Source organism: Streptomyces sp. UC4497 (assembly GCF_054871485.1).
Genome location: NZ_JBTYHB010000011.1, coordinates 1 through 23,957, shown reverse-complemented (window position 1 = coordinate 23,957; position 23,957 = coordinate 1). Strand labels below are relative to the sequence as shown.

Annotated in this window: 22 protein-coding genes; 9 read left to right on the top strand and 13 right to left on the bottom strand. The window is 71.2% G+C overall.

Features of this window, described 5'->3' with window-relative positions:
• Nucleotides 1-4 precede the first annotated feature (4 nt).
• Genes ACYSUO_RS17220 through ACYSUO_RS17185 form a run of 8 tightly spaced genes read right to left on the bottom strand, consistent with a single transcriptional unit; the run spans nucleotide 5 to nucleotide 6,756 of the window.
• Nucleotides 5-2,032: an NADH-quinone oxidoreductase subunit 5 family protein gene (locus ACYSUO_RS17220; protein ID WP_461777031.1), complete on the bottom strand. Its 2,028-nt coding sequence runs from the start codon at nucleotides 2,030-2,032 to the stop codon at nucleotides 5-7.
• Nucleotides 2,029-2,424, bottom strand: a complete 396-nt coding sequence (nuoK, locus tag ACYSUO_RS17215; protein WP_461777030.1) for an NADH-quinone oxidoreductase subunit NuoK — start codon at nucleotides 2,422-2,424, stop codon at nucleotides 2,029-2,031. The genes ACYSUO_RS17220 and nuoK overlap by 4 nt, the downstream gene beginning before the upstream one ends.
• Nucleotides 2,424-3,023, bottom strand: coding sequence for an NADH-quinone oxidoreductase subunit J family protein (locus ACYSUO_RS17210; protein ID WP_461777029.1), 600 nt, complete (start codon nucleotides 3,021-3,023; stop codon nucleotides 2,424-2,426). The genes nuoK and ACYSUO_RS17210 overlap by 1 nt, the downstream gene beginning before the upstream one ends.
• On the bottom strand, nucleotides 3,020-3,679 hold the full coding sequence (locus tag ACYSUO_RS17205) for a NuoI/complex I 23 kDa subunit family protein (RefSeq protein WP_461777028.1): 660 nt from the start codon (nucleotides 3,677-3,679) through the stop codon (nucleotides 3,020-3,022). Before ACYSUO_RS17205 ends, ACYSUO_RS17210 begins: the two co-directional genes overlap by 4 nt.
• The gene (locus ACYSUO_RS17200) at nucleotides 3,679-4,647 is read right to left on the bottom strand and encodes a complex I subunit 1/NuoH family protein (RefSeq protein WP_461777027.1); all 969 of its coding nucleotides are present in this window, start codon (nucleotides 4,645-4,647) and stop codon (nucleotides 3,679-3,681) included. Before ACYSUO_RS17200 ends, ACYSUO_RS17205 begins: the two co-directional genes overlap by 1 nt.
• On the bottom strand, nucleotides 4,644-5,708 hold the full coding sequence (locus ACYSUO_RS17195) for an NADH-quinone oxidoreductase subunit C (RefSeq protein ID WP_461777026.1): 1,065 nt from the start codon (nucleotides 5,706-5,708) through the stop codon (nucleotides 4,644-4,646). The genes ACYSUO_RS17200 and ACYSUO_RS17195 overlap by 4 nt, the downstream gene beginning before the upstream one ends.
• Nucleotides 5,705-6,352 (bottom strand): NADH-quinone oxidoreductase subunit B, encoded by a 648-nt coding sequence (locus ACYSUO_RS17190; protein ID WP_461777025.1) that lies wholly within the window; start codon nucleotides 6,350-6,352, stop codon nucleotides 5,705-5,707. Before ACYSUO_RS17190 ends, ACYSUO_RS17195 begins: the two co-directional genes overlap by 4 nt.
• 5 nt (nucleotides 6,353-6,357) lie before the next feature.
• Complete coding sequence (locus ACYSUO_RS17185; RefSeq protein ID WP_266712948.1) at nucleotides 6,358-6,756, bottom strand: NADH-quinone oxidoreductase subunit A; 399 nt, start codon at nucleotides 6,754-6,756, stop codon at nucleotides 6,358-6,360.
• 229 nt (nucleotides 6,757-6,985) lie between these two features.
• On the opposite strand from ACYSUO_RS17185, the gene ACYSUO_RS17180 reads away from it, so the two are divergent.
• From ACYSUO_RS17180 to ACYSUO_RS17160, 5 genes are all read left to right on the top strand, one after another.
• A complete protein-coding gene (locus tag ACYSUO_RS17180; RefSeq protein ID WP_461777024.1) occupies nucleotides 6,986-8,179 on the top strand; it encodes a sensor histidine kinase in 1,194 nt (397 codons plus the stop codon).
• 140 nt (nucleotides 8,180-8,319) lie between these two features.
• Nucleotides 8,320-9,729, top strand: a complete 1,410-nt coding sequence (locus ACYSUO_RS17175; protein WP_461777023.1) for a sensor histidine kinase — start codon at nucleotides 8,320-8,322, stop codon at nucleotides 9,727-9,729.
• An 891-nt stretch (nucleotides 9,730-10,620) separates the two neighbouring features.
• Nucleotides 10,621-11,280, top strand: coding sequence for a LuxR C-terminal-related transcriptional regulator (locus ACYSUO_RS17170; RefSeq protein ID WP_461777190.1), 660 nt, complete (start codon nucleotides 10,621-10,623; stop codon nucleotides 11,278-11,280).
• 309 nt (nucleotides 11,281-11,589) lie between these two features.
• The gene (locus ACYSUO_RS17165) at nucleotides 11,590-13,536 is read left to right on the top strand and encodes a 2-oxoacid:acceptor oxidoreductase subunit alpha (protein ID WP_461777022.1); all 1,947 of its coding nucleotides are present in this window, start codon (nucleotides 11,590-11,592) and stop codon (nucleotides 13,534-13,536) included.
• A 121-nt stretch (nucleotides 13,537-13,657) separates the two neighbouring features.
• Nucleotides 13,658-14,659: a 2-oxoacid:ferredoxin oxidoreductase subunit beta gene (locus ACYSUO_RS17160; RefSeq protein ID WP_461777189.1), complete on the top strand. Its 1,002-nt coding sequence runs from the start codon at nucleotides 13,658-13,660 to the stop codon at nucleotides 14,657-14,659.
• A 60-nt stretch (nucleotides 14,660-14,719) separates the two neighbouring features.
• Here the strand turns inward: ACYSUO_RS17160 and ACYSUO_RS17155 are convergent, their stop codons facing one another.
• A complete protein-coding gene (locus tag ACYSUO_RS17155; protein WP_461777188.1) occupies nucleotides 14,720-15,067 on the bottom strand; it encodes a winged helix-turn-helix transcriptional regulator in 348 nt (115 codons plus the stop codon).
• 136 nt (nucleotides 15,068-15,203) lie between these two features.
• Between ACYSUO_RS17155 and ACYSUO_RS17150 the strand changes: the two genes are divergently transcribed.
• The 4 genes from ACYSUO_RS17150 (at nucleotide 15,204) to ACYSUO_RS17135 (ending at nucleotide 19,509) form a co-directional block, all read left to right on the top strand.
• Entirely contained in the window at nucleotides 15,204-16,061 is an 858-nt protein-coding gene (locus tag ACYSUO_RS17150) for an SDR family oxidoreductase (RefSeq protein ID WP_461777021.1), read from the top strand.
• 134 nt (nucleotides 16,062-16,195) lie between these two features.
• Nucleotides 16,196-17,209, top strand: a complete 1,014-nt coding sequence (rarD, locus tag ACYSUO_RS17145) for an EamA family transporter RarD (RefSeq protein ID WP_461777020.1) — start codon at nucleotides 16,196-16,198, stop codon at nucleotides 17,207-17,209.
• A complete protein-coding gene (locus ACYSUO_RS17140) occupies nucleotides 17,206-17,655 on the top strand; it encodes a VOC family protein (protein WP_461777019.1) in 450 nt (149 codons plus the stop codon). Before rarD ends, ACYSUO_RS17140 begins: the two co-directional genes overlap by 4 nt.
• Before the next feature lie 255 nt (nucleotides 17,656-17,910).
• Nucleotides 17,911-19,509: an SLC5/6 family protein gene (locus tag ACYSUO_RS17135; protein ID WP_461777018.1), complete on the top strand. Its 1,599-nt coding sequence runs from the start codon at nucleotides 17,911-17,913 to the stop codon at nucleotides 19,507-19,509.
• 19 nt (nucleotides 19,510-19,528) lie between these two features.
• Here ACYSUO_RS17135 and ACYSUO_RS17130 read toward each other — a convergent pair whose 3' ends face one another.
• The 4 genes from ACYSUO_RS17130 to ACYSUO_RS17115 form a co-directional block, all read right to left on the bottom strand.
• The gene (locus ACYSUO_RS17130; protein WP_461777017.1) at nucleotides 19,529-20,395 is read right to left on the bottom strand and encodes an ABC transporter permease; all 867 of its coding nucleotides are present in this window, start codon (nucleotides 20,393-20,395) and stop codon (nucleotides 19,529-19,531) included.
• Nucleotides 20,382-21,401 carry an ABC transporter ATP-binding protein gene (locus tag ACYSUO_RS17125; RefSeq protein ID WP_461777016.1) on the bottom strand — a complete coding sequence of 340 codons (1,020 nt, stop codon included), beginning with the start codon at nucleotides 21,399-21,401 and terminating at the stop codon, nucleotides 20,382-20,384. The genes ACYSUO_RS17130 and ACYSUO_RS17125 overlap by 14 nt, the downstream gene beginning before the upstream one ends.
• Before the next feature lie 66 nt (nucleotides 21,402-21,467).
• Nucleotides 21,468-22,709 (bottom strand): LolA family protein, encoded by a 1,242-nt coding sequence (locus ACYSUO_RS17120; RefSeq protein ID WP_461777015.1) that lies wholly within the window; start codon nucleotides 22,707-22,709, stop codon nucleotides 21,468-21,470.
• A gap of 253 nt (nucleotides 22,710-22,962) precedes the next feature.
• Complete coding sequence (locus ACYSUO_RS17115; RefSeq protein ID WP_461777014.1) at nucleotides 22,963-23,868, bottom strand: CHRD domain-containing protein; 906 nt, start codon at nucleotides 23,866-23,868, stop codon at nucleotides 22,963-22,965.
• Nucleotides 23,869-23,957: the final 89 nt, after the last annotated feature.

Below are 23,957 nucleotides of genomic sequence, written 5' to 3'. Positions count from 1 at the left end.
CTGCTCACGCTCCGGCGGTGGCGACGAGGACGACGGCGACCACCAGAACGACGGTGCCTGCGAGCAGTGCGCTGAGGTAGGTCTGCACGTTTCCGGTCTGGGCCCTGCGCACGGCCCAGCCCAGCACCTTCGGTGCTTCGGCCGCCCCGCGTACGTAGGTGTCGACGACGGCCCGGTCGAGGAAGCCGACCAGTGCGGCGCCGGCCTGCACCGGGCGGACGAAGAGCGCCGCGTAGACGGCGTCGAGGTGGAAGCCGACGGCCGCGTGGCGGTGCAGCGGGCCGAGCAGCAGACGGCCGGGGTCGGCCGGGTCGGGGGCGGCGGCGATGTTCCCGTACGCGGGGGTGTGTGTCGCGATGGCCTCGGCCTCGACCAGGCCCGCGTCGCCGGACTCGGTGTCGACCGCGACGGCGCCGATCGGGGTGCGGCGGGCCGCCATCGCGGTGGTGTGGCGCCAGGCCGCGTAGGTGACCAGGCCGCCGACGAGCGCGAAGCCGGTGCCGAGGACGGAGGTGGTCAGCGTCGGGGTGAGGGACGTGCCGTCGAACCAGTCGGGCAGTACGCCCGCGAGCAGTCCGAATCCGAGGGAGGGGATCGCCAGGACCCACAGGACGACGTTCATCGTGACCGGCTGCTTGCCGTGGTCGGGGGCCTCGGCACCGCTGCCCTTGAACGCGAGGAGCCAGAACCGGGTCGCGTAGGCGGCGGTGAGCAGGGCCGTGAGCAGGCCCGCCACGAGGACGATCCAGCCGGACGCGGTCGGCGCGGTCAGGGCTCCGTTCTCATGGCCGGTGGCGGTGTGCTCGGCGGCGCCGAGGACGGCCTCCTTGGAGAAGAAGCCGCTGAACGGCGGGATCGCGGCGAGCGCGAGCAGCGCCACGGTCACCGTCCAGAAGGCGTCCGGCACGCGGTCGCGCAGGTCCTTCATGCGGGACATCGCGGCCAGCGAGTTGGTGCCGGCGGCGTGGATGATCACGCCCGCCCCGAGGAACAGCAGCGCCTTGAAGGCGCCGTGCGCGAGGAGGTGGAAGACGGCGGCGTCGCGGCTGCCGACGGCGAGGGCGCCGGTCATATAGCCGAGCTGGCCGACGGTCGAGTACGCGAGGACCCGCTTGATGTCGTCCTGGGCGAGCGCAGCCAGGGCCGAGCCGAGCATGGTCACCGCGGCCATCACGGCCATCACGATCATGGCTGCCTGCGAGGCGGCGAAGACCGGGAGGAGACGGGCGACGAAGTAGACACCGGCGGCGACCATCGTCGCGGCGTGGATCAGCGCGGAGACGGGCGTGGGGCCCGCCATCGCGTCGGGCAGCCAGGTGTGCAGCGGGAACTGCGCGGACTTGCCCGCCACACCGGCAAGCAGCAGGAGGGCGATCAGGGTCGGGTGGTCGAGGCCGCCCTCGGTCGTGACCTTGCCCAGGATCGTCGTGATGCGGAACGAGCCCGTGTCCACGGCGAGCGCGAACAGGCCGATGAGGAAGGGGACATCGCCGAGCTTCGTGACCAGGAACGCCTTGAGGGAGGCGGCCCGTGCCTCGGGGGTCTCCCAGTAGTGGCCGACGAGGAAGTACGAGCAGATGCCCATGACTTCCCAGCCGACTAGCAGGACCATCAGGTCGCCCGAGTAGACGACCAGGAGCATCGCGGAGGTGAAGAGCGAGACGAGGGCGGCGTACGAGGGGTAGCGCGGGTCGTCGCGCAGATAGCCCGTCGAGTAGATCTGCACGCAGGTCGCGACCAGGCCGACGAGGACGGCGACGAGGGCGGCGAAGCCGTCGATGTGCAGGGCGAGTTCGATCGGCACGGAGCCGGTCGGGGCGAGCTGGGTGTGCGCGTCGAGGGCCGCGGTGCCGTTGCCCGTGCCACCGCCCTGGTCGAGGGCGACCACGACGGCGAGGGCCAGCGCGGCCAGCGTCGGCAGGACGGCCAGCGGGCGGGCGAAGCCCGGGGCCGTGCGGCCGAGGAGCAGGCCGGCGACGGCGCCGAGGAACGGCAGGAGGGGGACGAGGACGGCGAGGTTCGTCGTGGTCACGCGGTGGCCTCGGCCTTCTCGTCCGCGGTGCCGGCGGTGGGGGCCGGGGTCTCGGACGGGTCGTGCGGGTCGTCGTCCGGGTCGTGGGGCTCGGCGGAGTCGCGCAGCTTGTCGATGTCCGACGTGCCGCGGTTCCGATAGACGGCCAGGACGATCGCCAGACCGATGCCGATCTCGGCGGCGGCGATGGCGATGGTGAACAGGGTGAGGGCCTGGCCCGCGTGGAGGGTGTCGCGCAGCCAGACGTCGAAGGCGACGAGGTTCAGGTTGACGGCGTTGAGCATCAGCTCGACCGACATCAGGACCAGGATCGCGTTGCGGCGGGCCAGTACGCCGTACAGGCCCGTGCAGAAGAGGAGGGAGGAGAGGACGGCGGGGTAGGCGAGGTGCATCAGCGGGTTCCCTCGCCTTCGGCTGCCGGGGCGGTGTCGGCGTTGTTCCTGCGGGACAGGACGATCGCGCCCACCAGGGCGGCGAGGAGCAGGACCGAGAGCGCCTCGAACGGCAGGACCCAGTGCTTGAAGAGGATCGAGCCGGTCACGTCCGTGCTGCCCTGCACCGGGCCGTCGAGGTCGATCCAGGTCGTGCGGAACGCGTCGACGACGACCCAGATCAGGGCGGCGGCGGAGGCGACGGCCACGGTCAGGGCGGCCCAGCGGTTGGGGCTGTCCGCGTCCGGTGAGCGGCCGATGGGCGCGCGGGTCAGCATCAGGCCGAACAGGAGGAGGACCACGACGGAACCGACGTAGATGAGGACCTGCACCCAGGCGATGAACTCGGCTGTGAGCAGGAGGTACTCGACGGCGAGCCCGCCGAGGGCGACGACCAGCCACAGGGCGGCGTGCACCAGCTGCTTCGTGGTGACGGTGACGATCGCCGCGGCGAAGGTCACGAGGCCCACGAGCACGAAGGCGATCTCGACGCCGGACGGGGAGAGGAACCCAGGGCTGTCGGCTGCCGTGGCGACGGCCGCCGATGCGGCGAGGGTCATGCGGTGGGCTCCTCTCCGGGGTCGTTGGCGTTATTGGGGTTATTGGGGTCGCCGGGGGTGGCCTTCGGTCCGGCGGCCGGGGGCTCCTGGGCGGCTGCTTCCTGAGCGGCTGCCTCCTGGGCCGCTGCCTCCTGGGCCGCTGCCAGTTTGTCCGCGGATTTGCGGGCCGCCGCGAGTTCCTTGGGGTCCTCGGCCGCGGGGTCGAGGGCGGGTGGGGACGGGACCGTCCACATCCACTCGCGGAGCTTGTCGCGCTCATGGGTGAGCTCGCGGATGTCGGTCTCGGCGTACTCGAACTCCGGGGACCAGAACAGCGCGTCGAAGGGGCACACCTCGATGCAGATACCGCAGTACATGCAGAGGGAGAAGTCGATGGCGAAACGATCGAGGACGTTGCGGCTGCGCTCGCGGCCGCCCTCGACGGCAGGCGGAACCGTCTCCTTGTGGGAGTCGATGTAGATGCACCAGTCGGGGCATTCGCGGGCGCACAGCATGCAGACCGTGCAGTTCTCCTCGAAGAGCCCGATGACGCCGCGGGTGCGGGGCGGGAGTTCGGGCTGGTGCTCCGGGTACTGCTCGGTGACGGTCTTCTTCGTCATCGTGCGGAGGGTGACGGCGAGGCCCTTGGCCAGGCCGCTGCCAGGGATCGGGGGCATCAGTTGATCGCCACCTTCACGATTCCGGTGAGCGCGATCTGCGCGAGGGCGAAGGGGACGAGGGTGGTCCAGGCGAGCTTCTGCAGCTGGTCCTCACGCAGACGCGGGTACGTGACGCGGAGCCAGATGACGACGAAGGCCAGGACCGCGGTCTTGAGCAGGGTCCACACCCAGCCCAGGCCGTCGGCGCCCCACGGTCCGTGCCAGCCGCCCAGGAACAGCACCGTGGTCAGGCCGCAGAGCACCACGATTCCCGCGTACTCGGCGAGGAGGAAGAGCGCGAAACGCAGCCCGGTGTACTCGGTGTACGCGCCGAAGATGATCTCGGAGTCGGCGACCGGCATGTCGAAGGGAGGACGCTGAAGTTCGGCGAGACCCGCCACGAAGAAGACGACGGCGCCGACGATCTGCCAGGGCAGCCACCACCACTCGAAGGCGTCGAGGATGCCGGGAAGGGAGACCGTTCCCGCGGCCATGGCCACGGAGGCCGCCGCGAGCAGCATCGGGAGTTCGTACGCCAGGAGTTGGGCGGCCGTGCGCAGACCGCCCAGGAGGGAGAACTTGTTGGCGCTCGCCCAGCCCGCCATCAGCGAGCCGAGGACGCCGACGCCCATGACCGCGAGGACGAAGAAGATGCCCGCGTCGATGACGGCGCCGACCGCGCCGTCGCCGGGCCCGACCGGGATGGCGAGCAGCACGAGGAGGTACGGGAGGAGGGCGACCGCGGGGGCGAGTTGGAAGACGCGGCGGTCGGCATCGGCCGGGACCACGTCCTCCTTCTGCGCGAACTTGACGCCGTCGGCGACCAGTTGGGCCCAGCCGTGGAAACCGCCCGCGTACATGGGGCCGAGGCGGCCCTGCATGTGCGCCATGACCTTGTGTTCGGTCTGGCCGACGACCAGGGGCAGCACCAGGAAGGCGACGAAGACGACGACGAGGCGCAGGGCGACGTCGAGGGCGTCGTTCACTCGTTGCCTCCGTTGTTGTCCGGCCGGGTCTCGGGGGTGTCCGTCGGGGTCTCGGGGGTCTCCACCGGAGTCCCGGGGTTGTCCGTCGAGGGCTCGTCCGGGGTGGGTTCCGGCTTCTTCGGCTCCTCGTCGAACGCGGGTTTGGCGTGGTGCCAGGGTGCGTCGCTCGAGCGGGGTTTCGGTGCGGGTTCCGGGCTCTGGGCCGGGGGTTCGGTGGGCGTCTCGCGTTGCGAGGCAGAGCCCTGGGAGGCGCTGCGGGAGCGCCGTACCGGACGCGGCGACGCTTCCGGGGCCTTCGGGGCCTCCGGTGCCTCCGAGGCTTCAGCCGCAGGCGCGGCCGCCTGGCTCGCCGACCCCTGGGTCGCGGACCGGGTGCGCCGCGCGGGCCGCTCCCCCGCCGCACGCCCCTCGGCGCCCGCGGCACCCGCGGCACCCGCCGCGCGCCCTGCCGCACCGGCGCGCGCGCCCCGCGCGGGCCGGGCCGGGGCAGGCGGCAACTGACCCTTCAGCGGGCCCCATTCGTTCGGGTCGGGGACGCCGGGCGGCAGCATCTGGCGCCGCTTGGGGCCGCCGTGCTCGGACTCCCCCGGCTCCTTCGCACCCGGCCACGCCTTCGCGACGCGGGCCGCGAGCACGAAGTCCTTGCGCAGCGGGTGACCTTCGAAGCCGTCGGGCAACAGGAGCGGGTCGAGGCCCGGGTGGTCGGTGAAGTCGACGCCGAACATCTCGTGCGTCTCGCGCTCGTGCCAGGCCGCGCCCGCGTACACGTCGACCGCCGACGCGAGCACGGGGGCCGCGTGCGGAACGGTCGTGCGCAGCAGCAGGCGACGTACGGACCGGGGCGCCACGGCGGCGACGTGCGCGCACACGCGGAACCCGGCCTCCGGCTCGTCGACCGCGCTCAACCAGTCGAAATACGTGCACTCCAGCGTCGTACGGGCCGTCGTCAGAGCCGCGATCCACTCGGCCGCCGGGACATCGACGGTCAGCAGGTCGTACGCCTCCTCGACCGTGGCCTCGGCGCCGAACAGCTCCTCCACGGGGGCCGGCAGCCAGCTCATCGGTCACCCCCGGACGGGTTCCCGGAGGGTGCAGGCGGCTGGACGAGTCCGCTGCTCAGCGCGGCCGCCGAGGGCCGCCCGGCCGCCGCGTCGGCGGAGGCGTACCGCTCGCCGAGCGACTCGCGGGCGATCTTCTCCTGGAGCTTGAGAATGCCCTGGAGCAGCGCCTCGGGTCGGGGCGGGCACCCGGGCACGTACACGTCGACGGGGATGATCTGGTCGACGCCCTTGGTCACCGAGTACGAATCCCAGTACGGGCCGCCGCAGTTGGAGCAGGCGCCGAACGAGATGACGTACTTCGGCTCGGGCATCTGCTCGTACAGCCGCTTCACGGCGGGGGCCATCTTGTCGGTGACCGTGCCCGAGACCACCATCAGGTCGGCCTGGCGCGGGCCCGGTGCGAACGGGATCACGCCGAGCCGGATGAAGTCGTGGCGCGCCATGGACGCGGCGATGAACTCGATGGCACAGCAGGCGAGGCCGAAGTTGAACACCCACAAGCTGTAGCGGCGGCCCCAGTTGAGGACCACCTTCATCGGCTCGGGGGCGAGCCGCGAGAGCACGCCCAGCTTCTTCGGCCCGAGGGAGCCGACGGGGTCCGGCAGGTCCACGGGGGCAGGAGCGGGCTCGGGGGCAGGAGTCACGGCACTCACGTCCACGTAAGGACGCCCTTCTTGTATGCGTACAGCAGGCCCACGGTGAGGAAGCCCAGGAAGATGAACATCTCGACGAGGGTCGTCGCGCCGTATCCCGGCGCGGCGAAGACCGTGGCCCAAGGGAAGAGGAAGATCGAGTCGACCGCGAAGATCACGTAGAGGAAGGCGTACACGTAGTAGCGGACCTGGGTGTGAGCCCAGCCGTCCCCGACGGGGTCGACGCCGCATTCGTACGTCAGGAACTTTTCCCTGGTGGGAACCACCGGGCGCAGCAGCTTCCCCGAGCCGAAGGCGACGGCGACGAAGAGCACGCCGACGACGGCGAGCAGCCCGACGACCGAGTACGACTGGAAGTAGTCCGCCGCGATGACGGTCCCGTCCGATCCCGTCACGTACCTGCGCCCCTCGCGAGTTCGTTGTGTTCGACGATCTGTACGCACGGGAGTCTAGGCCCTGTTAAAGGGACGGTAAGCAGCCCGGGGCGAGGGGCTTGGGCAAGGTAGGGCTCAAGGCGGGACTTGAGCCGGGAGTCGAGGTGGGGCTCGTGGTGGGGTTAACCCCCGGTCAAGTTGGCGGTCGTCCTCATGGCGCCCCGCCCCGGGCCAGGGCACTCTTGCCGCTATGACCGAGCCACTCGACACTCCCGAAGACCATCCGGTGCTGCCACCGCCACGACTGGGGTACGACAGCGCCACGTGGAAGGAGATCGCCTATCTCCTGAGCAGCTTCCCGCTGTCCGTCTTCGGATTCGTGTACGCGGTCACGATGGTGTCGCTCGGCGCGGGGCTGACGGTCACGGTGATCGGACTTCCGCTGATCGCCGCCGGCCTCAGGGGTGCGCGGCTGCTCGGCAAGGCGGAGCGCGGGCGGGCGAGGGCGCTGCTCGGCGTGCGCATCGACGAGCCGAGCCCGCTGCCGGTGCGGCGCGCGGGCGGTTTCTTCGGCTGGCTGTGGACCGGACTCAAGGACCCGGTGGGCTGGCGCACGGTGCTGTACGAGGTGATCCGGTTGCCGTGGGCCGTGCTGACGTTCGCCCTGACGCTGGTCGGTCTGTTCGTGCTGTGGCCGGTGCTGCCGTTCATCGCGCGCGGTCTGGGCAACGCGGACCGGGCGATGGTGCGGGCGCTGCTCTCCCCCTCCGACGAGTTGGAGCGGCGGATCGAGGAGCTCGAGTCGGACCGGGGCGTCGTCGTCGACACGGCCGCCGCCGACCTGCGGCGCATCGAGCGCGATCTGCACGACGGGGCGCAGGCCCGGCTGGTCAATCTGGCCATGGGGCTCGGTCTCGCGAAGGAGAAGCTCCTGGAGGGCCGGGCCGACGACGCGGTGGCGGCGATGGTCGACGAGGCGCACGGCGAGGTCAAGCTCGCGCTGCAGGAACTGCGGGACCTGGCGCGCGGCATTCACCCGGCCGTCCTCACCGACCGCGGGCTCGACGCGGCCCTGTCCTCCGTGGCCTCGCGCTGCACGGTGCCGGTGAAGGTGACGACGGAACTGACGGGCCGGCCGGCGGAGGCGATCGAGGGCATCGCGTACTTCACCGTCTCCGAGCTGCTTCAGAACATCAGCAAGCACAGCGGCGCCACGCTGGCCTCGGTGGACGTGTGGCGCTCGAAGGACCGGCTGCTCATCCAGGTGTACGACGACGGGCGGGGCGGCGCGAGCGTGACCAAGGGGACGGGCATGGCGGGCCTCGCGGAGCGGCTGGGCGCGGTGGACGGCCTGTTCGTCGTGATCTCGCCGCAGGGCGGCCCGACCACGGTCACGGCGGAGCTGCCGTGGCGCGATCGGACCGAGCCGATACGGCAGAGGTAGGGAAAACCCCCGGTCGAAGACGCCGACCCGCCGCATGGTCGCGGGGCGCGCCCGCGAGGAGGCTTGATGCAGAGCCCAAGTGAGCAGAGCGACGGCTCCCCCACAGACCTGAGCGGTACTGAGCAGAACGGACGGACACGATGGCCACGCACTCGTACGGATATCGCGACCAGAGGGACGCGTACGCGTACTCGTACGACGAGAACCGCGACGCCGGGCACGGCTTCGACGGTGGCCACGACGACCGTTCGGGCCCGCGTCGGGGCCTGAACCGGCTGCCGGCCGGGTTGCGGGCGCCGATCGAGGGGCGGACGTGGCGGGAGTTCGGATATCTGCTGCTCAGCCTGCCGCTCAGCATCATCGGGTTCGTGTGGGCCGTGACGATGACCTCGCTGGGTGTGGGCCTGCTGATCACGTTCATCGGGGTTCCGGTGCTCGCGGCGGCGCTCGCCGGGTCGCGCGGGCTCGGTGCGCTGGAGCGGGTGCGGGCACGCGGGCTGCTCGGCGTCGAGGTCGGTACGCCGGAGCCGCTGCGGCCGCGCACGGGCGGGCCGATGGGGTGGATAGGGGCGACGCTCAAGAGCGGCGTCTCGTGGCGGCACTTGCTGTACGGGGTGCTGCACATGCCGTGGGCGGTGTTCGGGTTCGCCGTGGGGCTGAGCTTCTGGGCGACCGGCTGGACGATGCTCACGTATCCGCTCTGGCGCTGGGTGTTTCCCACGTACGTGGGACAGGACGGCATCCAGCTGTACGGGGACGCGGGCCACGCCATCTACCTCGACAACCCCTTCGAGATCACGGTGACCGCGGGGCTCGGGCTGCTCGTCACGCTGGTCACGCCGTGGGTGATCCGGGCGTTGACGACGGTGGACCGGCTGATGGTGATCGGACTGCTCGGCCCCTCGCGGCTCGCGTCGCGCGTGGTGGAGCTGGAGTCGGACCGGGGTGTCGTGGTCGACACGGCGGCGGCCGACCTGCGGCGCATAGAGCGGGATCTGCACGACGGGGCGCAGGCCCGGCTGGTGAATCTGGCCATGGACCTCGGTGTCGCCAAGGAGAAGCTGAGCGAGGACCCCGAGACGGCGGCGCGCCTGGTGGGCGAGGCGCACGGTGAGGTGAAGACGGCGCTGCAGGAGCTGCGGGACTTGGCGCGCGGGATCCACCCGGCGGTGCTCACGGACCGCGGGCTCGACGCGGCGCTGTCGGCGGTGGCGTCGCGGTGTGCGGTGCCGGTGCGGGTGGAGGTCGACCTGGTGGAGCGGCCGGCGCCGGCCATCGAGGGCATCGCGTACTTCACCGTCTCCGAGCTGCTCCAGAACGTGAGCGCGCACAGCGGGGCGACGCGGGCGGAGGTCGACGTGTGGCGGGCGCGGGACCGGTTGATGGTGCAGGTGTACGACAACGGGGGCGGCGGAGCGGTGGCCTCCGGCGGGTCGGGGTTGGCGGCGCTGGCCGGGCGTCTCGATGCGGTCGACGGGATTCTGGTGGTCGAGTCGCCCGGGGGTGGGCCGACGCGGGTGACGGCGGAGTTGCCGTGGCGTCGGCCGTGACGCGGGGGTGAGCCCGTGGGTGGTTCCGCGGCACCGTCCGCCCTGGCCTACCCGTGGCCGGGGCGGACTCCCCGTGGCACGGCACCGTGCCGTGGCCGGCCCCTGGTCCCCGTTGCGCGGCACCGTGCACTGTCCGCCCACCCGTGGTGGGCCCCTCGTTTCCCGTTGCGCGGCACCGTGCGCTGTCCGCCCACCCGTGGCCGGGCCCCTTGTTTCCCGTTGCGCCGCACCGGGGCGCCGCCTTGCCCACCCTGCCGCCCCAGGCGGCAGATTGCCCAAGGCGGGGGCGGCCGACCGTGGCGGGTGGGGAGCCGGGGTTGGCGTTGCCCAAGGCGGGACGGCGTCGGCCGCAAATGGGTGGGGAGCCGCGGCTGGCGGAGGTTACCCGAGGTGGGGCAGCGTCGACCGCAACGAGCGGGAGCCGTGGCCGCCACCGGATCGCCCAAGGCTCTGGCGGCACCCCGTCGGGCCGACGCCCCCGGAGGGGGCGGGTGGGTGGGAGATGGGCGGGGGAACGGGGCGATTGTCTGCGGGTGGGTGGGACAAATCAAGCCCCGCTCTGGGACGGGACTCGCGAGGTCCGGGACAGTGGACAGTGCCCCGAGGCCGTAACGCCGGTCCGGCAAAACCAGCCCCGCCGGCGATTGAGGCGCGGGGTCCGGGGCGGAGCCCCGTGGCGTAGGGACGGCCGGGCCCCGGACGAAGCCTGTGGCCTAGGAACGGCCACGTCCCGGGCCGAGCCCGAGCGGCTCCCTCCACCCGACACCCGCCCGAAGAACCCTGCCCCTCCACCCCCCGAGCCTGGAATGCTGGGGGCAGGATCGGGTGATCTCGGCGCGCAGCGTGTCGGGGCGCTCGTGTGCTGGGGGGCCGAAGAACGTGGAGGACAAGGTGCGGGTCGTCATCGCCGAGGATTCAGTGCTGCTCAGGGAGGGCCTGACCCGGTTGCTCACGGACCGCGGTCACGAGGTCGTCGCGGGTGTCGGCGACGGGGAAGCGCTGATCAAGACCATCGTCGAGCTGGGGGATCAGGGACAGCTGCCCGACGTGGTCGTCGCGGACGTGCGCATGCCGCCCACGCACACGGACGAGGGCGTGCGCGCGGCGGTGCGACTGCGGGCCCGGTTCCCCGACCTCGGCGTGCTGGTCCTGTCGCAGTACGTGGAGGAGCAGTACGCCACCGAGCTGCTCGCCGGTTCGAGCCGCGGCGTCGGGTACCTGCTCAAGGACCGGGTCGCCGAGGTGCGGGAGTTCGTGGACGCGGTGGTCCGGGTCGCCGAGGGCGGCACCGCGCTCGACCCCGAGGTGGTCGCGCAGCTGCTCGGCCGCAGCCGCAAGCAGGACGTGCTGGCGAATCTGACGCCCCGCGAGCGCGAGGTGCTCGGCCTGATGGCGGAGGGGCGTACGAACTCGGCGATCGCGCGGCAGCTCGTGGTGAGCGACGGCGCGGTCGAGAAGCACGTCAGCAACATCTTCCTGAAGCTGGGGCTGTCCCAGAGCGACGGGGACCACCGCCGCGTACTGGCGGTCCTGACCTACCTGAACTCATGAAGGCCTTCCTCCCGGAACTCATGACCGCCTTCCGACCCGAACCCGTCCCCGCCTTCCTGCCTGAACCCATCACCGTCTTGATTAACTGACGTCCCGTCAGATAATGGAGGCGCCACAGAACCATCGACCGACCGAGCGCGTCTCCACAGGGGGAATCAACACACAAATCGGGGCGACCCGCCGTCTCATTTGGCGGTCCACCATGCGAATCGCCTCAGGAAGGCGACCCTTACAGACGTAGGGTGGGGCCGTGGGAAGGCCGGTGGGACGGCCGTGCCCGCACAGCCGCCTCGAGGGAGGTCCAGTTCAGTGACCAGCCAGGTCAGTAGCACCACCGAGCAGGCCGACGGGACCGACAGCGCTGTTGTCGGCGGGCAGCGAACGTCGGCAGGACAATCGAGCAAGGACGTACGGCGCGTCGACCGGGTGATCATCCGGTTCGCGGGTGACTCCGGTGACGGCATGCAGCTCACGGGGGACCGCTTCACTTCGGAGACCGCTTCGTTCGGCAACGATCTCTCCACGCTGCCGAACTTCCCGGCCGAGATCCGCGCCCCCGCAGGGACGCTGCCGGGCGTGTCCTCCTTCCAACTCCACTTCGCCGACCACGACATCCTGACGCCGGGCGACGCGCCGAACGTACTGGTGGCGATGAACCCGGCCGCACTGAAGGCCAATATCGGGGACGTACCGCGCGGCGCCGAAGTCATCGTCAACACCGATGAGTTCACCAAGCGGGCGATGCAGAAGGTCGGTTACGACACCAGCCCCCTCGAGGACGGTTCGCTCGACGGGTACCACGTGCACCCCGTGCCGCTGACGACGCTCACCGTCGAGGCGCTGAAGGAGTTCGAGCTCTCGCGCAAGGACGCGGGGCGCTCCAAGAACATGTTCGCGCTCGGCCTGCTGTCGTGGATGTACCACCGGCCGACCGAGGGCACGGAGAAGTTCCTCAAGGCCAAGTTCGCCAAGAAGCCCGAGATCATGAAGGCGAACCTCGCGGCGTTCCACGCGGGCTGGAACTTCGGTGAGACGACCGAGGACTTCGCGGTCTCCTACGAGGTCGCCCCCGCCTCCACCGCCTTCCCTCCCGGCACCTACCGCAACATCTCCGGGAACCTGGCCCTCTCGTACGGGCTGATCGCGGCCTCGAAGCAGGCGGACCTGCCGCTGTACCTGGGCTCGTACCCGATCACTCCCGCGAGTGACATCCTCCACGAGCTCAGCAAGCACAAGAACTTCGGCGTGCGCACCTTCCAGGCGGAGGACGAGATCGCCGGCATCGGTGCCGCGCTCGGCGCCGCCTTCGGCGGCAGCCTCGCCGTCACCACGACGTCAGGCCCCGGCGTCGCGCTCAAGTCCGAGACCATCGGCCTCGCCGTGAGCCTCGAACTGCCGCTGCTCGTCATCGACATCCAGCGCGGCGGCCCCTCCACCGGACTGCCGACCAAGACCGAACAGGCCGACCTGCTCCAGGCCATGTACGGGCGCAATGGCGAGGCCCCGATCCCGGTCGTCGCACCCCGCACCCCCGCCGACTGCTTCGACGCCGCCCTCGAAGCGGCCCGGATCGCCGTCACCTACCGCACCCCGGTCATGCTGCTCTCGGACGGCTACCTGGCCAACGGCTCGGAACCGTGGCGCATCCCCGAGGTCGACGAACTCCCGGACCTGCGCGTCCAGTTCGCCTCCGGGCCGAACCACACCACCGAGGACGGCACCGAGGTCTACTGGCCGTACAAGCGCGACCCGCAGACCCTCGCGCGCCCCTGGGCGATCCCCGGCACGCCGGGCCTGGAGCACCGGATCGGCGGGATCGAGAAGCAGGACGGCACGGGCAACATCTCGTACGACCCGGCCAACCACGACTTCATGGTCCGCACCCGGCAGGCGAAGGTCGACGGCATCGACGTGCCCGACATCGAGGTCGACGACGCCACCGGCGAGGCCCGCACGCTCGTCCTCGGCTGGGGCTCTACGTACGGCCCGATCACGGCCGCGGTGCGTCGCCTGCGCACGGCCGGTGAGCACATCGCGCAGGCCCATCTGCGCCACCTCAACCCGTTCCCGCGGAATCTGGGTGAGGTCCTGAAGCGTTACGACAAGGTGGTGATCCCCGAGATGAACCTCGGTCAGCTCGCCACACTCGTACGGGCGAAGTATCTGGTGGACGCGCACAGCTACAACCAGGTCAACGGAATGCCGTTCAAGGCTGAGCAGCTCGCCACCGCTCTCAAGGAGGCCATCGATGGCTGATACGCAGACCAGGGAGTCCCGGGAGGCCGGCGGCCAGGCCGCGGAAGAGGCTCCGGGGGAGACCGGGGACGGCGCTCAGACGCTTCTGTCGCTGGTTCCCAAGGCCGAGGCCAAGCAGTCCATGAAGGACTTCAAGTCCGATCAGGAAGTGCGCTGGTGCCCGGGCTGCGGCGACTACGCGGTCCTCGCCGCCGTGCAGGGCTTCATGCCCGAGCTCGGGCTGGCGAAGGAGAACATCGTCTTCGTCTCCGGGATCGGCTGCTCGTCCCGCTTCCCGTACTACATGAACACCTACGGGATGCACTCCATCCACGGCCGCGCCCCGGCCATCGCCACCGGACTCGCCTCGTCCCGGCGGGACTTGAGCGTGTGGGTCGTGACCGGTGACGGCGATGCGCTGTCGATCGGCGGCAACCACCTCATCCACGCGCTGCGCCGCAATGTGAACCTGAAGATCCTGCTGTTCAACAACCGGATCTACGGGCTCACCAAGGGCCAGTACAGCCCGACGTCCGAGGTCGGCAAGATCACCAAGTCGACGCCGATGGGCTCGCTCGACGCGCCCTTCAACCCGGTGTCGCTCGCCATCGGCGCCGAGGCGTCCTTCGTGGCCCGCACCGTCGACTCCGACCGCAAGCACCTCACGTCGGTGCTCCGGGCGGCCGCCGACCACCAGGGGACGGCGCTCGTCGAGATCTACCAGAACTGCAACATCTTCAACGACGGCGCCTTCGAGGTCCTCAAGGACAAGCAGCAGGCCGAGGAAGCCGTCATCCGCCTCGAACACGGGCAGCCGATCACCTTCGGGCCCGAGGCCTCGAAGGGCGTCGTGCGCGACCCGGCCACCGGCGACCTCAGCGTCGTGCCGGTCACGGAGGACAACAAGGCGGACATCCTGGTCCACGACGCCCACGCGGCGTCCCCGACCACGGCCTTCGCGCTCTCCCGGCTCGCCGACCCGGACACGCTGCACCACACCCCGATCGGTGTCCTGCGCGATGTCGAACGGCCCGTCTACGACGTGCAGATGAGCGACCAGCTCGACGCCGCGATCGAGCGGGACGGCAAGGGCGAACTGGGTGCGCTGCTCGCCGGCGGCGACACCTGGACCGTCGTGGGCTGAGCGCCCGGCAAACAGGGCGAAGTCCGGGCGCGCGGCCACCGCGCGCCCGGACTTCCTGCGTTACGCGCCGTCCGCGCGCCCCTCGTCGTACGCCTGGCGTGCCGACTGCACCTCGGGCAGCCTCCGCTCCGTCCAGTCCGCGAGCGCGCCGACCTGCGCGGCGGCCTCGCGGCCCAGAGCGGTGAGCGAGTAGTCGACGCGGGGCGGGATCACGGGCTTGGCGTCGCGGTGCACGACGCCGTCGCGCTCCAGGGTCTGCAGCGTCTGCGCGAGCATCTTCTCGCTGACGGCCCCGCCGAGTTCCCGGCGCAGTTCGCTGAACCGGAACGACCGTTCCGCCAGCGCCATCAGCACGAGGACGCCCCAGCGGCTGGTGACGTGCTCCAGGACCAGACGCTGCGGGCACATGCCCTCGCCGGTCGTCGTCCATTCCTTGACCCTGCTTACCGTCACACCAGTACCTTACTTCAAAGTGGGTACTTACGATTCGTTAGTGGCTGTCCTACGGTGAAGGGGAACCCCCCTCATCAAGGAGATTTCAGACATGAGCTTCGTCGTCACCGGCGCCACCGGACAGCTCGGCCGTTTGGTCGTCGCGGGACTGCTCGACGCGGGCGTTCCCGCAGCGGAGATCGCCGCCGTCGTGCGGAACAAGGACAAGGCCTCCGACCTCGCGGAGCGCGGCGTCGAGCTGCGCGTCGCCGACTACAGCGCGCCCGAGACGCTCGACGGCGTCTTCCGTGCGGGCGACCGCGTCCTGCTGATCTCCGGCAGCGAGGTCGGGCAGCGCGTCGCCCAGCACCAGGCCGTGATCGACGCGGCGAAGACGGCGGGCGTCGCGCTCCTCGCGTACACCGGAGTGCTCGGCGGCCCGGACGCCGACTTCGAGCTCGCCGCCGAGCACAAGGTCACCGAGCAGGCGATCCTCGACTCCGGCCTGCCGTACACGTTCCTGCGCAACGGCTGGTACCACGAGAACTTCACCGGGAACCTGGCCCCGGTCCTGGAGCACGGCGCCGTCGTGGCGAACGCGGGCGAGGGCCGGCTGGCCTCCGCCTCCCGCGCCGACTACGCCGCGGCCGCCGTCGCCGTACTGACCGGCGAGGGCCACGAGAACAAGGCGTACGAGCTGAGCGGCGACGTCGCGTGGTCGCTCGCCGAGTACGCCGCCGAGGTCGGGCGGCAGTCCGGCAAGGAGATCGTCTACCGGGCCGTCACGCCCGAGCAGAACCGGGAGATCCTGCTCGGCGCGGGCCTCCCCGCCCCCTTCGCCGACATCCTCGTGGGCGTGGACACCGCGGTCGAGCAGGGCCTGCTCGCGCGGCAGAACGGCGACCTGGCCCGCCTCATCGGGCGGCCCACCACCCCGATCGCCGACGCCATCGCCGCCGCGCTGCGCTAGACCCCTTCCGGACACCCCCTGCCCCGGCACATCCGTCAGGACCGTATGGCGATACGGGCATGACGGGCGGGGCCCGGCGGCGCTACCTTCGTGGAGGCCGCCGCGGGGCTGCCGGGTGTCACGAGGGAGGGTTCATGCAGGACGGGGCGGGCACGGAGCCGAAGGCAGGGGGCCAGGGCGCGAACGAGGGGCGCATCGGGCTCCTCAACGGGTTCGCGGCATACGGGATGTGGGGCCTCGTCCCGCTGTTCTGGCCACTGCTCAAGCCCGCGGGATCCGTGGAGATCCTGGCCCACCGCATGGTGTGGTCACTGGTCTTCGTGGGCGTCGCGCTGCTCTTCGTACGGAAGTGGGGCTGGGCGAAGGAGCTGGTCCGGCAGCCGAAGCGGCTCGGACTCGTCGCCATCGCCGCCGCCGTCATCACGGTCAACTGGGGCGTCTACATCTGGTCCGTGAACTCCGGCCATGTCGTCGAGGCCTCACTCGGGTACTTCATCAACCCGCTCGTCTCGATCGCGCTCGGCGTCCTGCTCCTGAAGGAGCGGCTGCGGCCCGCGCAGTGGGCGGCCGTCGGGACGGGGTTCGCCGCTGTCCTGGTGCTGGCCATCGGGTACGGGCAGCCGCCGTGGATCTCGCTGGTGCTCGCGTTCTCCTTCGGCACGTACGGGCTCGTGAAGAAGAAGGTCAACCTCAGCGGGCTCGAGTCGCTCACCGCCGAGACCGCCGTGCAGTTCCTGCCCGCGCTCGCCTACCTGGTGTGGCTGGCGGCGCAGGGCCGGTCGACGTTCGAGACGGAGGGCGTCGGGCACGCGGCGCTGCTCGCCTCGACCGGCGTGGTCACGGCCATCCCGCTGGTGTGCTTCGGGGCGGCGGCGATCCGGGTGCCGCTGTCGACGCTGGGGCTGCTGCAATACCTGGCGCCCGTGTTCCAGTTCGTGCTGGGCATCTGGTACTTCCACGAGGCGATGCCGCCCGAGCGGTGGGCCGGATTCGCGCTGGTGTGGCTGGCGCTCGCCGTGCTGACCTGGGACGCGCTGCGTACGGCGCGGATCAACCGGGCCCGGCTGGCCCAAGCGGCCGCGGAGGCGGCGCGTCAGACGCCAACTTCCGCCCACCCGGAGGAAGTTCGGCCTATAACTGGGGCATGACTCTGCACTGGAAGCTCGTCGTGGACGCCGCCGATCCGCACACCCAGGCCGAATTCTGGGCGGCCACCCTCGGCTACGAGATCGAGGACAACGCCGCGCTGATCGAACGGCTCCTCGGGTTCGGGGCGGTGAGCGAGGCGGACACCGTGACGCGGTGGGGGCGCCACGCCTTCCGTGACCTGGTCGCCGTGCGCCACCCCGACGACCCGGTGGACGCGGACACCGGCACCGGGCTCGGCCGCCGGATCCTGTTCCAGCGGGTGCCCGAGGCCAAGAGCGGCAAGAACCGGCTGCACATCGACGTACACGCCGAGGCAGGGCAGCGGGCGGCCGAGGTCGAGCGGCTCACCGGCCTCGGCGCGCGCGTCCTGAACGAGGTGAAGGCGCAGGGCGGGGAGTGGGCGGTGATGGCCGACCCCGAGGGGAACGAGTTCTGCGTCCAGTGACCCGGTGAGGCCCGCCGACCGCCCGTCGAACCGGCGGGCGGTCGGTCACCAACTCTTCGCGGAATCCCCCCTGTTCACCTCATGGCGCTCCTCCTAACCGCCGGTAACGTGTGTTCGACCTTTCGGGCGGTCGATGCCTGTGTCGCGTCCCGCCCGCGCCTGAGCCGCACGTTCTGCTCCTGGAGGAGCCTTGACCTACGCACGCCTCCTGGGCGCCCGCACCGCACCGCGTCCGGCCCACGGGGGCGGTGCGTGATGGGCGGACTCGTGATCGCCCTGCTCCTGTTCCTCCTCTTCATCGGCGCCTGCCTGTTCCTGTCGATGTGGGCCAGCCCCGATCTCCGCGTCGGCGACGAGTTCTTCCGCGTCGGCGAGAGCAAGCGGCTCAGTACCCGCATGACCGGATTCGCCTACTCCGGCGACATCGCGAACGCCGCCGCCGTCATGTACCTCGTCGGGGTCGTCGCCGTGGCCGGCGGGGACGGTCTGATCGTCGCCCTGGCCGCGGCGCTGTCCCCGCTGCTGATGCGGCAGTGGCTGGCGAAGCGCCTCGCGGGCGTCGGCGGACGCTCCTTCGGCGAGACCGTCGCCCGCCATCTGCCGCCCGGGCCCGGCCGCCGCGCCGCCGGTTTCGCCATGCTCGCCGCGACGGTGCCGCTGCTGACCGCCCAGTTCCAGCCCCTCGGCGACACGGCCCAGATGGTCGGCATCACCGACCTCGGGACGCGGCAGCTGCTCATCGTGCTCATGGGCGCGCTGATCGTCTCCTGCGCGGCGATCGGCGCCACCCGCGGCGCGAGCGTGCTGCAGATGGCCAAGATGGCCGGTCTGGTGATCATCGCTCCGCTCCTCGGCCTGCTCGTCCTGATCAGGTTCAACGGCAGCTTCGGCTCGATCTTCGACGCCGCCGACCGGCAGCGGTCCGGCTCGTCCGGCTATCTGGAGCTGGGACAGCTCTTCGGAGACGGCCCCGTCGGCTTCGTCGATCTCGCCGCGTTCTGCCTCTGCGTGCTGACCGGCGCGGCCTTCATGCCGTACCTCATCGCGCGCTTCACCGATGCCTCGAAGCCGGCCGACGCGCGCCGCGTCGCGGGCATCGGCTTCGCCGTCATCGGCCCGATGTGCGCCATGGCCGCCCTCATCGGCTTCGGCGCGGCGGCCCTCGTGCCCCACGAGAAGCTGATCGCGCAGGGGCAGTTCGGCGGAAACATCATCGCCCGCCTCGCCATCGCCCTGGACGGAGGCGAGGACGGGCTCGGCAAGTGGCTGCTGTTCGTGCTCTGCGCCACCTTCCTGATGGTCCTCGCCGCTGCCGCCGTTCTCCTGCTCTCCGCGGCCGCCTCCGTCGTCCGCGACCTCAGCACGAGCGGCGCGGTGGCCAAGCCGGAAGGGCTCAAGGCCGACGGCACGAAGAGCGTCAGCGCGGGCCGCGCCCGGCTCACCATGGTCACCATCGGCGGCGTGAGCATTCTGCTCGCCGCCCTCACCCCCGACGTCAGCCCGCAGTTCTGGCTGATCCTGTCCTACACCGTGACGACCTCGACGGTCCTCCCGCTCGTCATCCACGGGCTGCGCAGCGAGCGCCCGATGACCGCGGCGGCCATGAAGCGCTGCGTCTACGGGAGCACGGCGGCGATCCTGCTCGTCACCTTCTTCTCCCCCTCGGTCTCGGGCACCCCGTACGCGCTCTTCCCCGACCTGGACTGGAACTTCTGGCCGTTCCACTCCTCCGTGCTGGTGGGCGCGCCCGTCGGCTTCCTGCTCGCCCGGCCGCGGCGCGGCGACCGCCCGACGCGGGACGCCGCCGCGGCCCAGGAGCGGGCCGAGGCCCCCTACCCGACCAGGGCCGGCTGACCGGATCCCCCGGCGCGGTTCACGACGTGATGTCCTTCGCCGTGAACCGCGCCCACGCGGCCGAGCCGAACACCGCCGCGTACAGGGCCTGCAGTTCAAGGTTCTTGACCACGTCGTCCCAGTAGACCGGCGCTCGCATCAGGTCGGCGAAGGACAGCCACTGGTGCGAGAACAGATAGGGCTGGATCGCGTGCAGCTGCGGGATCTGGTCGAGGATCTGGACGGTGATCAGCAGGCCCACCGTCGTCGCCATCGCCGCGATACCGCTGCCGGTGAGCGTGGAGATGAACAGCCCGACGGCCGCGATGCCGACCAGGGACGCCGCGACCACGAGCGCGATCAGGAACGCCCGCCACAGCCCTTCGCCGAAGCCGATCCGGGTGCCGGAGATGGTGACCACGTCGCCGAGCGGGAACAGCAGCAGTCCGGTGAGGAGCGCGGAGACCGCCACCACCAGCGTCGCCAGCAGGCAGAAGGCCAGCACGGTCGCGTATTTGGTGAGCAGCAGACGGGTCCGGCCCGCGGGGGCGACCAGCAGATAGCGCAGCGTCCCGGCGTTCGCCTCACCCGCCACGGCGTCGCCCGCGACGACGCCGACCGACATGGGCAGGAAGAACGGCAGCGTCGCGGCGAGCGCCGTGAACACCAGGAACAGGCCGTTGTTCGTGATCTGCGCGATGAACGCGGGGCCGCCCCCGCCGGCCGTCCCGTCCCCGCTCGTCTCGATCTTCACGGCGACACCGATCAGGATCGGCACCCCGGCGAGGACGGCGAGCAGCGCGAGCGTGCGCCAGCGGCGCAGGGTCACGGTCAGCTCGCTGCGCAGCAGGCCGAGCGTCCACAGGGGGTTCGCCGGTGCCGCGCCCATCGTCTCAACCCGCGACATCGAAGCCCTCCCCCGTCAGCGCGACGAACGCGTCCTCCAGCGAGGCCCGCTCGACGCCGAAGCCGCGCACGCGTACGCCCGCGGTGACCAGTGCCGTGTTCAGATCCGCCAAGTCCGTTTCGGGAGGCGGTGGTTCGGCCGTGACCCGCTCGTCCTCCAGGTCGAGGACCGTGAGGCCGTGCTCCTTGAGGACGCGGGCGGCGTCGGCCGGGTCCGGGGTGGTGACGGCGAGCTTTCCGCGTACTCCGGCGGCCAGTTCGGCGACGGGCCCCTGGGTGAGGAGGCGGCCCTTCGCCATCACCGCGGCGTGCGTGCAGACCTGCTCGATCTCGTCGAGCAGGTGGGAGGACAGGAAGATGGTGGTGCCGTCGGAGGCCAACTCCCGTACCAGACTTCTTATTTCACGCATGCCCTGCGGGTCGAGGCCGTTCGTCGGCTCGTCGAGGACGAGCAGCCGGCGCGGTGTGAGCAGGGCCGAGGCGAGGCCGAGCCGCTGCTTCATGCCGAGCGAGTACGCCTTGGCCTTCTTGCCCGCCGCGGCCGTCAGGCCCACCCGGTCGAGGGCCTCGCCGACCCGCGCCTTGCGGGTGCGGGGGTCGGCGGTCGGGTCGGCGGAGTCGTAGCGCAGCAGGTTGTCCCGGCCGCTGAGGAAGCCGTACAGGGCGGGCCCCTCGATCAGCGCGCCCACCTGCGGCAGCACGGTCCGCACCGCGCGCGGCATGGGGCGGCCGAGGACGCGGGCGGCCCCCGAGGTCGGCTCGATCAGGCCCATCAGCATCCGGATGGTGGTGGTCTTCCCGGAGCCGTTCGGCCCGAGGAAGCCGAAGACGGCGCCGCGCGGAACGCTCAGGCTGAGTCCGTCGACGGCGAGCTGCCCGCCCCGGTACCGCTTGCTGAGCTCCCGCGTCTCGATGACCGGCTGCTCGGTGTCCGGCTGCTCCGTGCCCGGTCGCTCCGTGCTCGGCTGCTCCGTCTCCAGCTGATCCGTGCCCGGTTGCTCCGCCATGCCCCTCCTATGCATACGGGTGAGGGGGCGGTGCGCACCGCCCCCTCACCTCGGACTTCCCTGCGATCAGCCCGCGTTCGCCGCCTTCACGAGCGCGTCCTTGGTGACCGCACCTGCGTACGCCTTCCCGTCCTCGGTGACCAGTACGTTCACGAGGCGTGTCGAGTACACGGTGCCGGAGCCGAACTCGCCCTTCACCTGGTCGCCCAGGGAGCTGAGGAACTTCTGCGCGTCGGGCGGCATCTCGGCCGAGCCCTTGCCCGCGGCCAGGCCACCGGCCTCCTTCGGCAGCTTCAGCTCGGCGATCGACGTCCAGCCCTTGCCGATCACGTTCAGGTCGTCGAGGCCGCCCGCCTTGAGGTCATCGGCCTTGAAGTCCTCGGGCACGGCCCCGCGCTCGCCGCGCTGCGCCTTCGCCAGCTCGTCCGCCTCGGTGACCTTCGTGCCCTTCGACGGCTTGAAGTCGAAGGTGGAGGCGGCCGGCTTCGCGAAGTCGACCTTGGTGAAGCCCGCGTCGACCACGGCCGCGCCGCCGCCCGCCGGGGTCAGGCTGAACTTGAGCGGCGTACCGGTCTTCGCGTCCACGGACACGGTGACCGCGCCGACCGTCGAACCGGACTGCTTCGGCTTGATCTGCAGCCGGTACGCGTCCCGGCCCGCGACCTGCGAGGTGCCGTCGACCGTGAACGACGTGGTGTCGCCGCCGGCCTTGAGGATCTCGTCCGTCAGCTCCTTCGGCGTCGCCGGAACGCCCTTCGGGGCCTTCTTCGCGTGGTCGCCCGAGCCGTCGGAGTGCGCGCCCTGCTTCTGCTTCGCGTGGTACGCCTCGTCCGACTTGCTGTCGTAGGCCCACACGTCGTCGCCGTTGTGGATCACGCTGTACTCGGAGGCGTCGTCGAGGATCGACAGCTTCTGCCGGTCCGCGCCGTCCGCCGCGACGCGCAGCGTGTGCGAGCCGGTGGCCAGCTCGGTCAGCTTCGACTGCGGGTCGGCCGACGATCCGCCCTCGCCGCCACTCCCACTGCCGCCGCCCATGAGACCGCCGCCCGCGGCGCCGCCGATCGAGGGCAGGCCCAGATCCGTCTGGATCTTCATGGTGCCCGAGAGCTGCTCGGTGTCCGATGTGGCGATCTTCTCGATGAGCTGTCGCGCGGTGATGTCGGGAAGGTCCGGGTCGCCGGAGCTGGCGAGGGCCGGAACGAGCCCGATCGTCGCCGCGGCCACCCCCACCACGGCCACGGGGACCGCGTAGCGCACGGCCTTGCGGCGCATGCGGCTCTCGCTGTCTTCGGATGCGTACGGTGCCATCTTCTTGCCCTACCTCCGTGATCGGCGGCGGCTTACCGTCCTGTGCACTCGTCCAGTCTGCGTCCACCCCAAGCCGCCATTCTCACCCGGATTGGTCTGGAGTGGTGTACCCAATCTGACCAAACCGGCCACAAGGAAGCGTCAGACCCCGGGATCAACTCCGCGTACACCTACGGGATGACGCATCACGGCGGCGCCACCCCCGACCCGTAGGGGGCGACGCCGCCGAACGCGGTACGTGGATCGGGCGTGCTCAGCCGTTCAGGAACACGTAGTCCGCCCTGTAGGGCACGCCCACGATCGCCCCGGGGTCACAGCTGCCCGAAGGGGCCACGCCGCCCACGGTGTTGAGGCGCAGGATCTCGACGGTGTCCGCGAGCAGCCCGCGCGGCTTCCCGGACTGGGTGGCCTTGAGGTCCAGTTCGGCGATGTTGCCCGCACCGTTCGGCGTCCGGGAGACGACCGCTCCGGTCACGGCGCTGCCGTCGGGAGCCACCCACTGCGGGACACCGGAGTTGGGCGCGGTGAACGAGTGCCGGATGTGCCCCGCGAGCACGGCGCTCACATCGCGCTGCGCGAAGGCCGCCTTTCCGGTGGCGGCGTCCGTCTTGCACTCGTAGATCTGCCGGCCGCGCACCACGGACGCCTGGAAATTGTCGAGGGCGTGGCCGAAGTCGGTCGGTTCGCTGACCCGGTGGAGCTGCCCGCGGACCGCGCCCTTGGGGAACGCGTCCGTGTGCAGATTGGCGTAGAAACCACCGGGGTCGGCGGTGAGCCGCCCGAGGAGCGCGGCGTCCTTGACGGTGACGGTGCCCGTGACGCGGTGCCCCTTGGCGTCCCCGAGCACCTTGGTGAAGTCGACCCGTACGTCGCCGTTGGCCCCCTTGGCGCCCTCGTGCAGGTGCAGGGCCGTCGGCTTCCCGACCCCCTGCCACTTCACGGCCACGGACACCTGATCGCCCTTGACCCGTACGAACTCCAGGGCGGCGCCGTCCCTGTCTCCGGCCGGCACTTCGTTGGCCCCGTTGAGGCTGGTGGCGAGGACGGTCCCGGTGGCCCCCGGTTCCGCGGCGAGGGCCTGCGGAGCGGCGAGCCCGGTGACGGCGGCGGCTCCGACGACCGCGGAGACCGCGATCATGCGTGTACCCAATGTGCCCATGTTCAGTTCTCCCCCTGTCGACCCGACGCACTCCGCGTCGGCCTTCGGGGGAGATACGGCCGGGGGCCGACTCACGCTCAACGTGATCA

Excerpts from the sequence above, each read along its gene's own strand:
- nuoK (WP_461777030.1), bottom strand. The coding sequence starts at position 2,424 with ATGCACCTCGCCTACCCCGCCGTCCTCTCCTCCCTCCTCTTCTGCACG.
- ACYSUO_RS17135 (WP_461777018.1), top strand. The coding sequence starts at position 17,911 with ATGGGCGGACTCGTGATCGCCCTGCTCCTGTTCCTCCTCTTCATCGGC.
- ACYSUO_RS17115 (WP_461777014.1), bottom strand. The coding sequence starts at position 23,868 with ATGGGCACATTGGGTACACGCATGATCGCGGTCTCCGCGGTCGTCGGA.
- ACYSUO_RS17210 (WP_461777029.1), bottom strand. The coding sequence starts at position 3,023 with ATGACCCTCGCCGCATCGGCGGCCGTCGCCACGGCAGCCGACAGCCCT.
- ACYSUO_RS17125 (WP_461777016.1), bottom strand. The coding sequence starts at position 21,401 with ATGGCGGAGCAACCGGGCACGGATCAGCTGGAGACGGAGCAGCCGAGC.
- ACYSUO_RS17175 (WP_461777023.1), top strand. The coding sequence starts at position 8,320 with ATGGCCACGCACTCGTACGGATATCGCGACCAGAGGGACGCGTACGCG.
- ACYSUO_RS17155 (WP_461777188.1), bottom strand. The coding sequence starts at position 15,067 with ATGTGCCCGCAGCGTCTGGTCCTGGAGCACGTCACCAGCCGCTGGGGC.
- ACYSUO_RS17120 (WP_461777015.1), bottom strand. The coding sequence starts at position 22,709 with ATGGCACCGTACGCATCCGAAGACAGCGAGAGCCGCATGCGCCGCAAG.
- rarD (WP_461777020.1), top strand. The coding sequence starts at position 16,196 with ATGCAGGACGGGGCGGGCACGGAGCCGAAGGCAGGGGGCCAGGGCGCG.
- ACYSUO_RS17140 (WP_461777019.1), top strand. The coding sequence starts at position 17,206 with ATGACTCTGCACTGGAAGCTCGTCGTGGACGCCGCCGATCCGCACACC.
- ACYSUO_RS17150 (WP_461777021.1), top strand. The coding sequence starts at position 15,204 with ATGAGCTTCGTCGTCACCGGCGCCACCGGACAGCTCGGCCGTTTGGTC.
- ACYSUO_RS17195 (WP_461777026.1), bottom strand. The coding sequence starts at position 5,708 with ATGAGCTGGCTGCCGGCCCCCGTGGAGGAGCTGTTCGGCGCCGAGGCC.
- ACYSUO_RS17205 (WP_461777028.1), bottom strand. The coding sequence starts at position 3,679 with ATGCCCCCGATCCCTGGCAGCGGCCTGGCCAAGGGCCTCGCCGTCACC.
- ACYSUO_RS17160 (WP_461777189.1), top strand. The coding sequence starts at position 13,658 with ATGAAGGACTTCAAGTCCGATCAGGAAGTGCGCTGGTGCCCGGGCTGC.
- ACYSUO_RS17180 (WP_461777024.1), top strand. The coding sequence starts at position 6,986 with ATGACCGAGCCACTCGACACTCCCGAAGACCATCCGGTGCTGCCACCG.
- ACYSUO_RS17130 (WP_461777017.1), bottom strand. The coding sequence starts at position 20,395 with ATGTCGCGGGTTGAGACGATGGGCGCGGCACCGGCGAACCCCCTGTGG.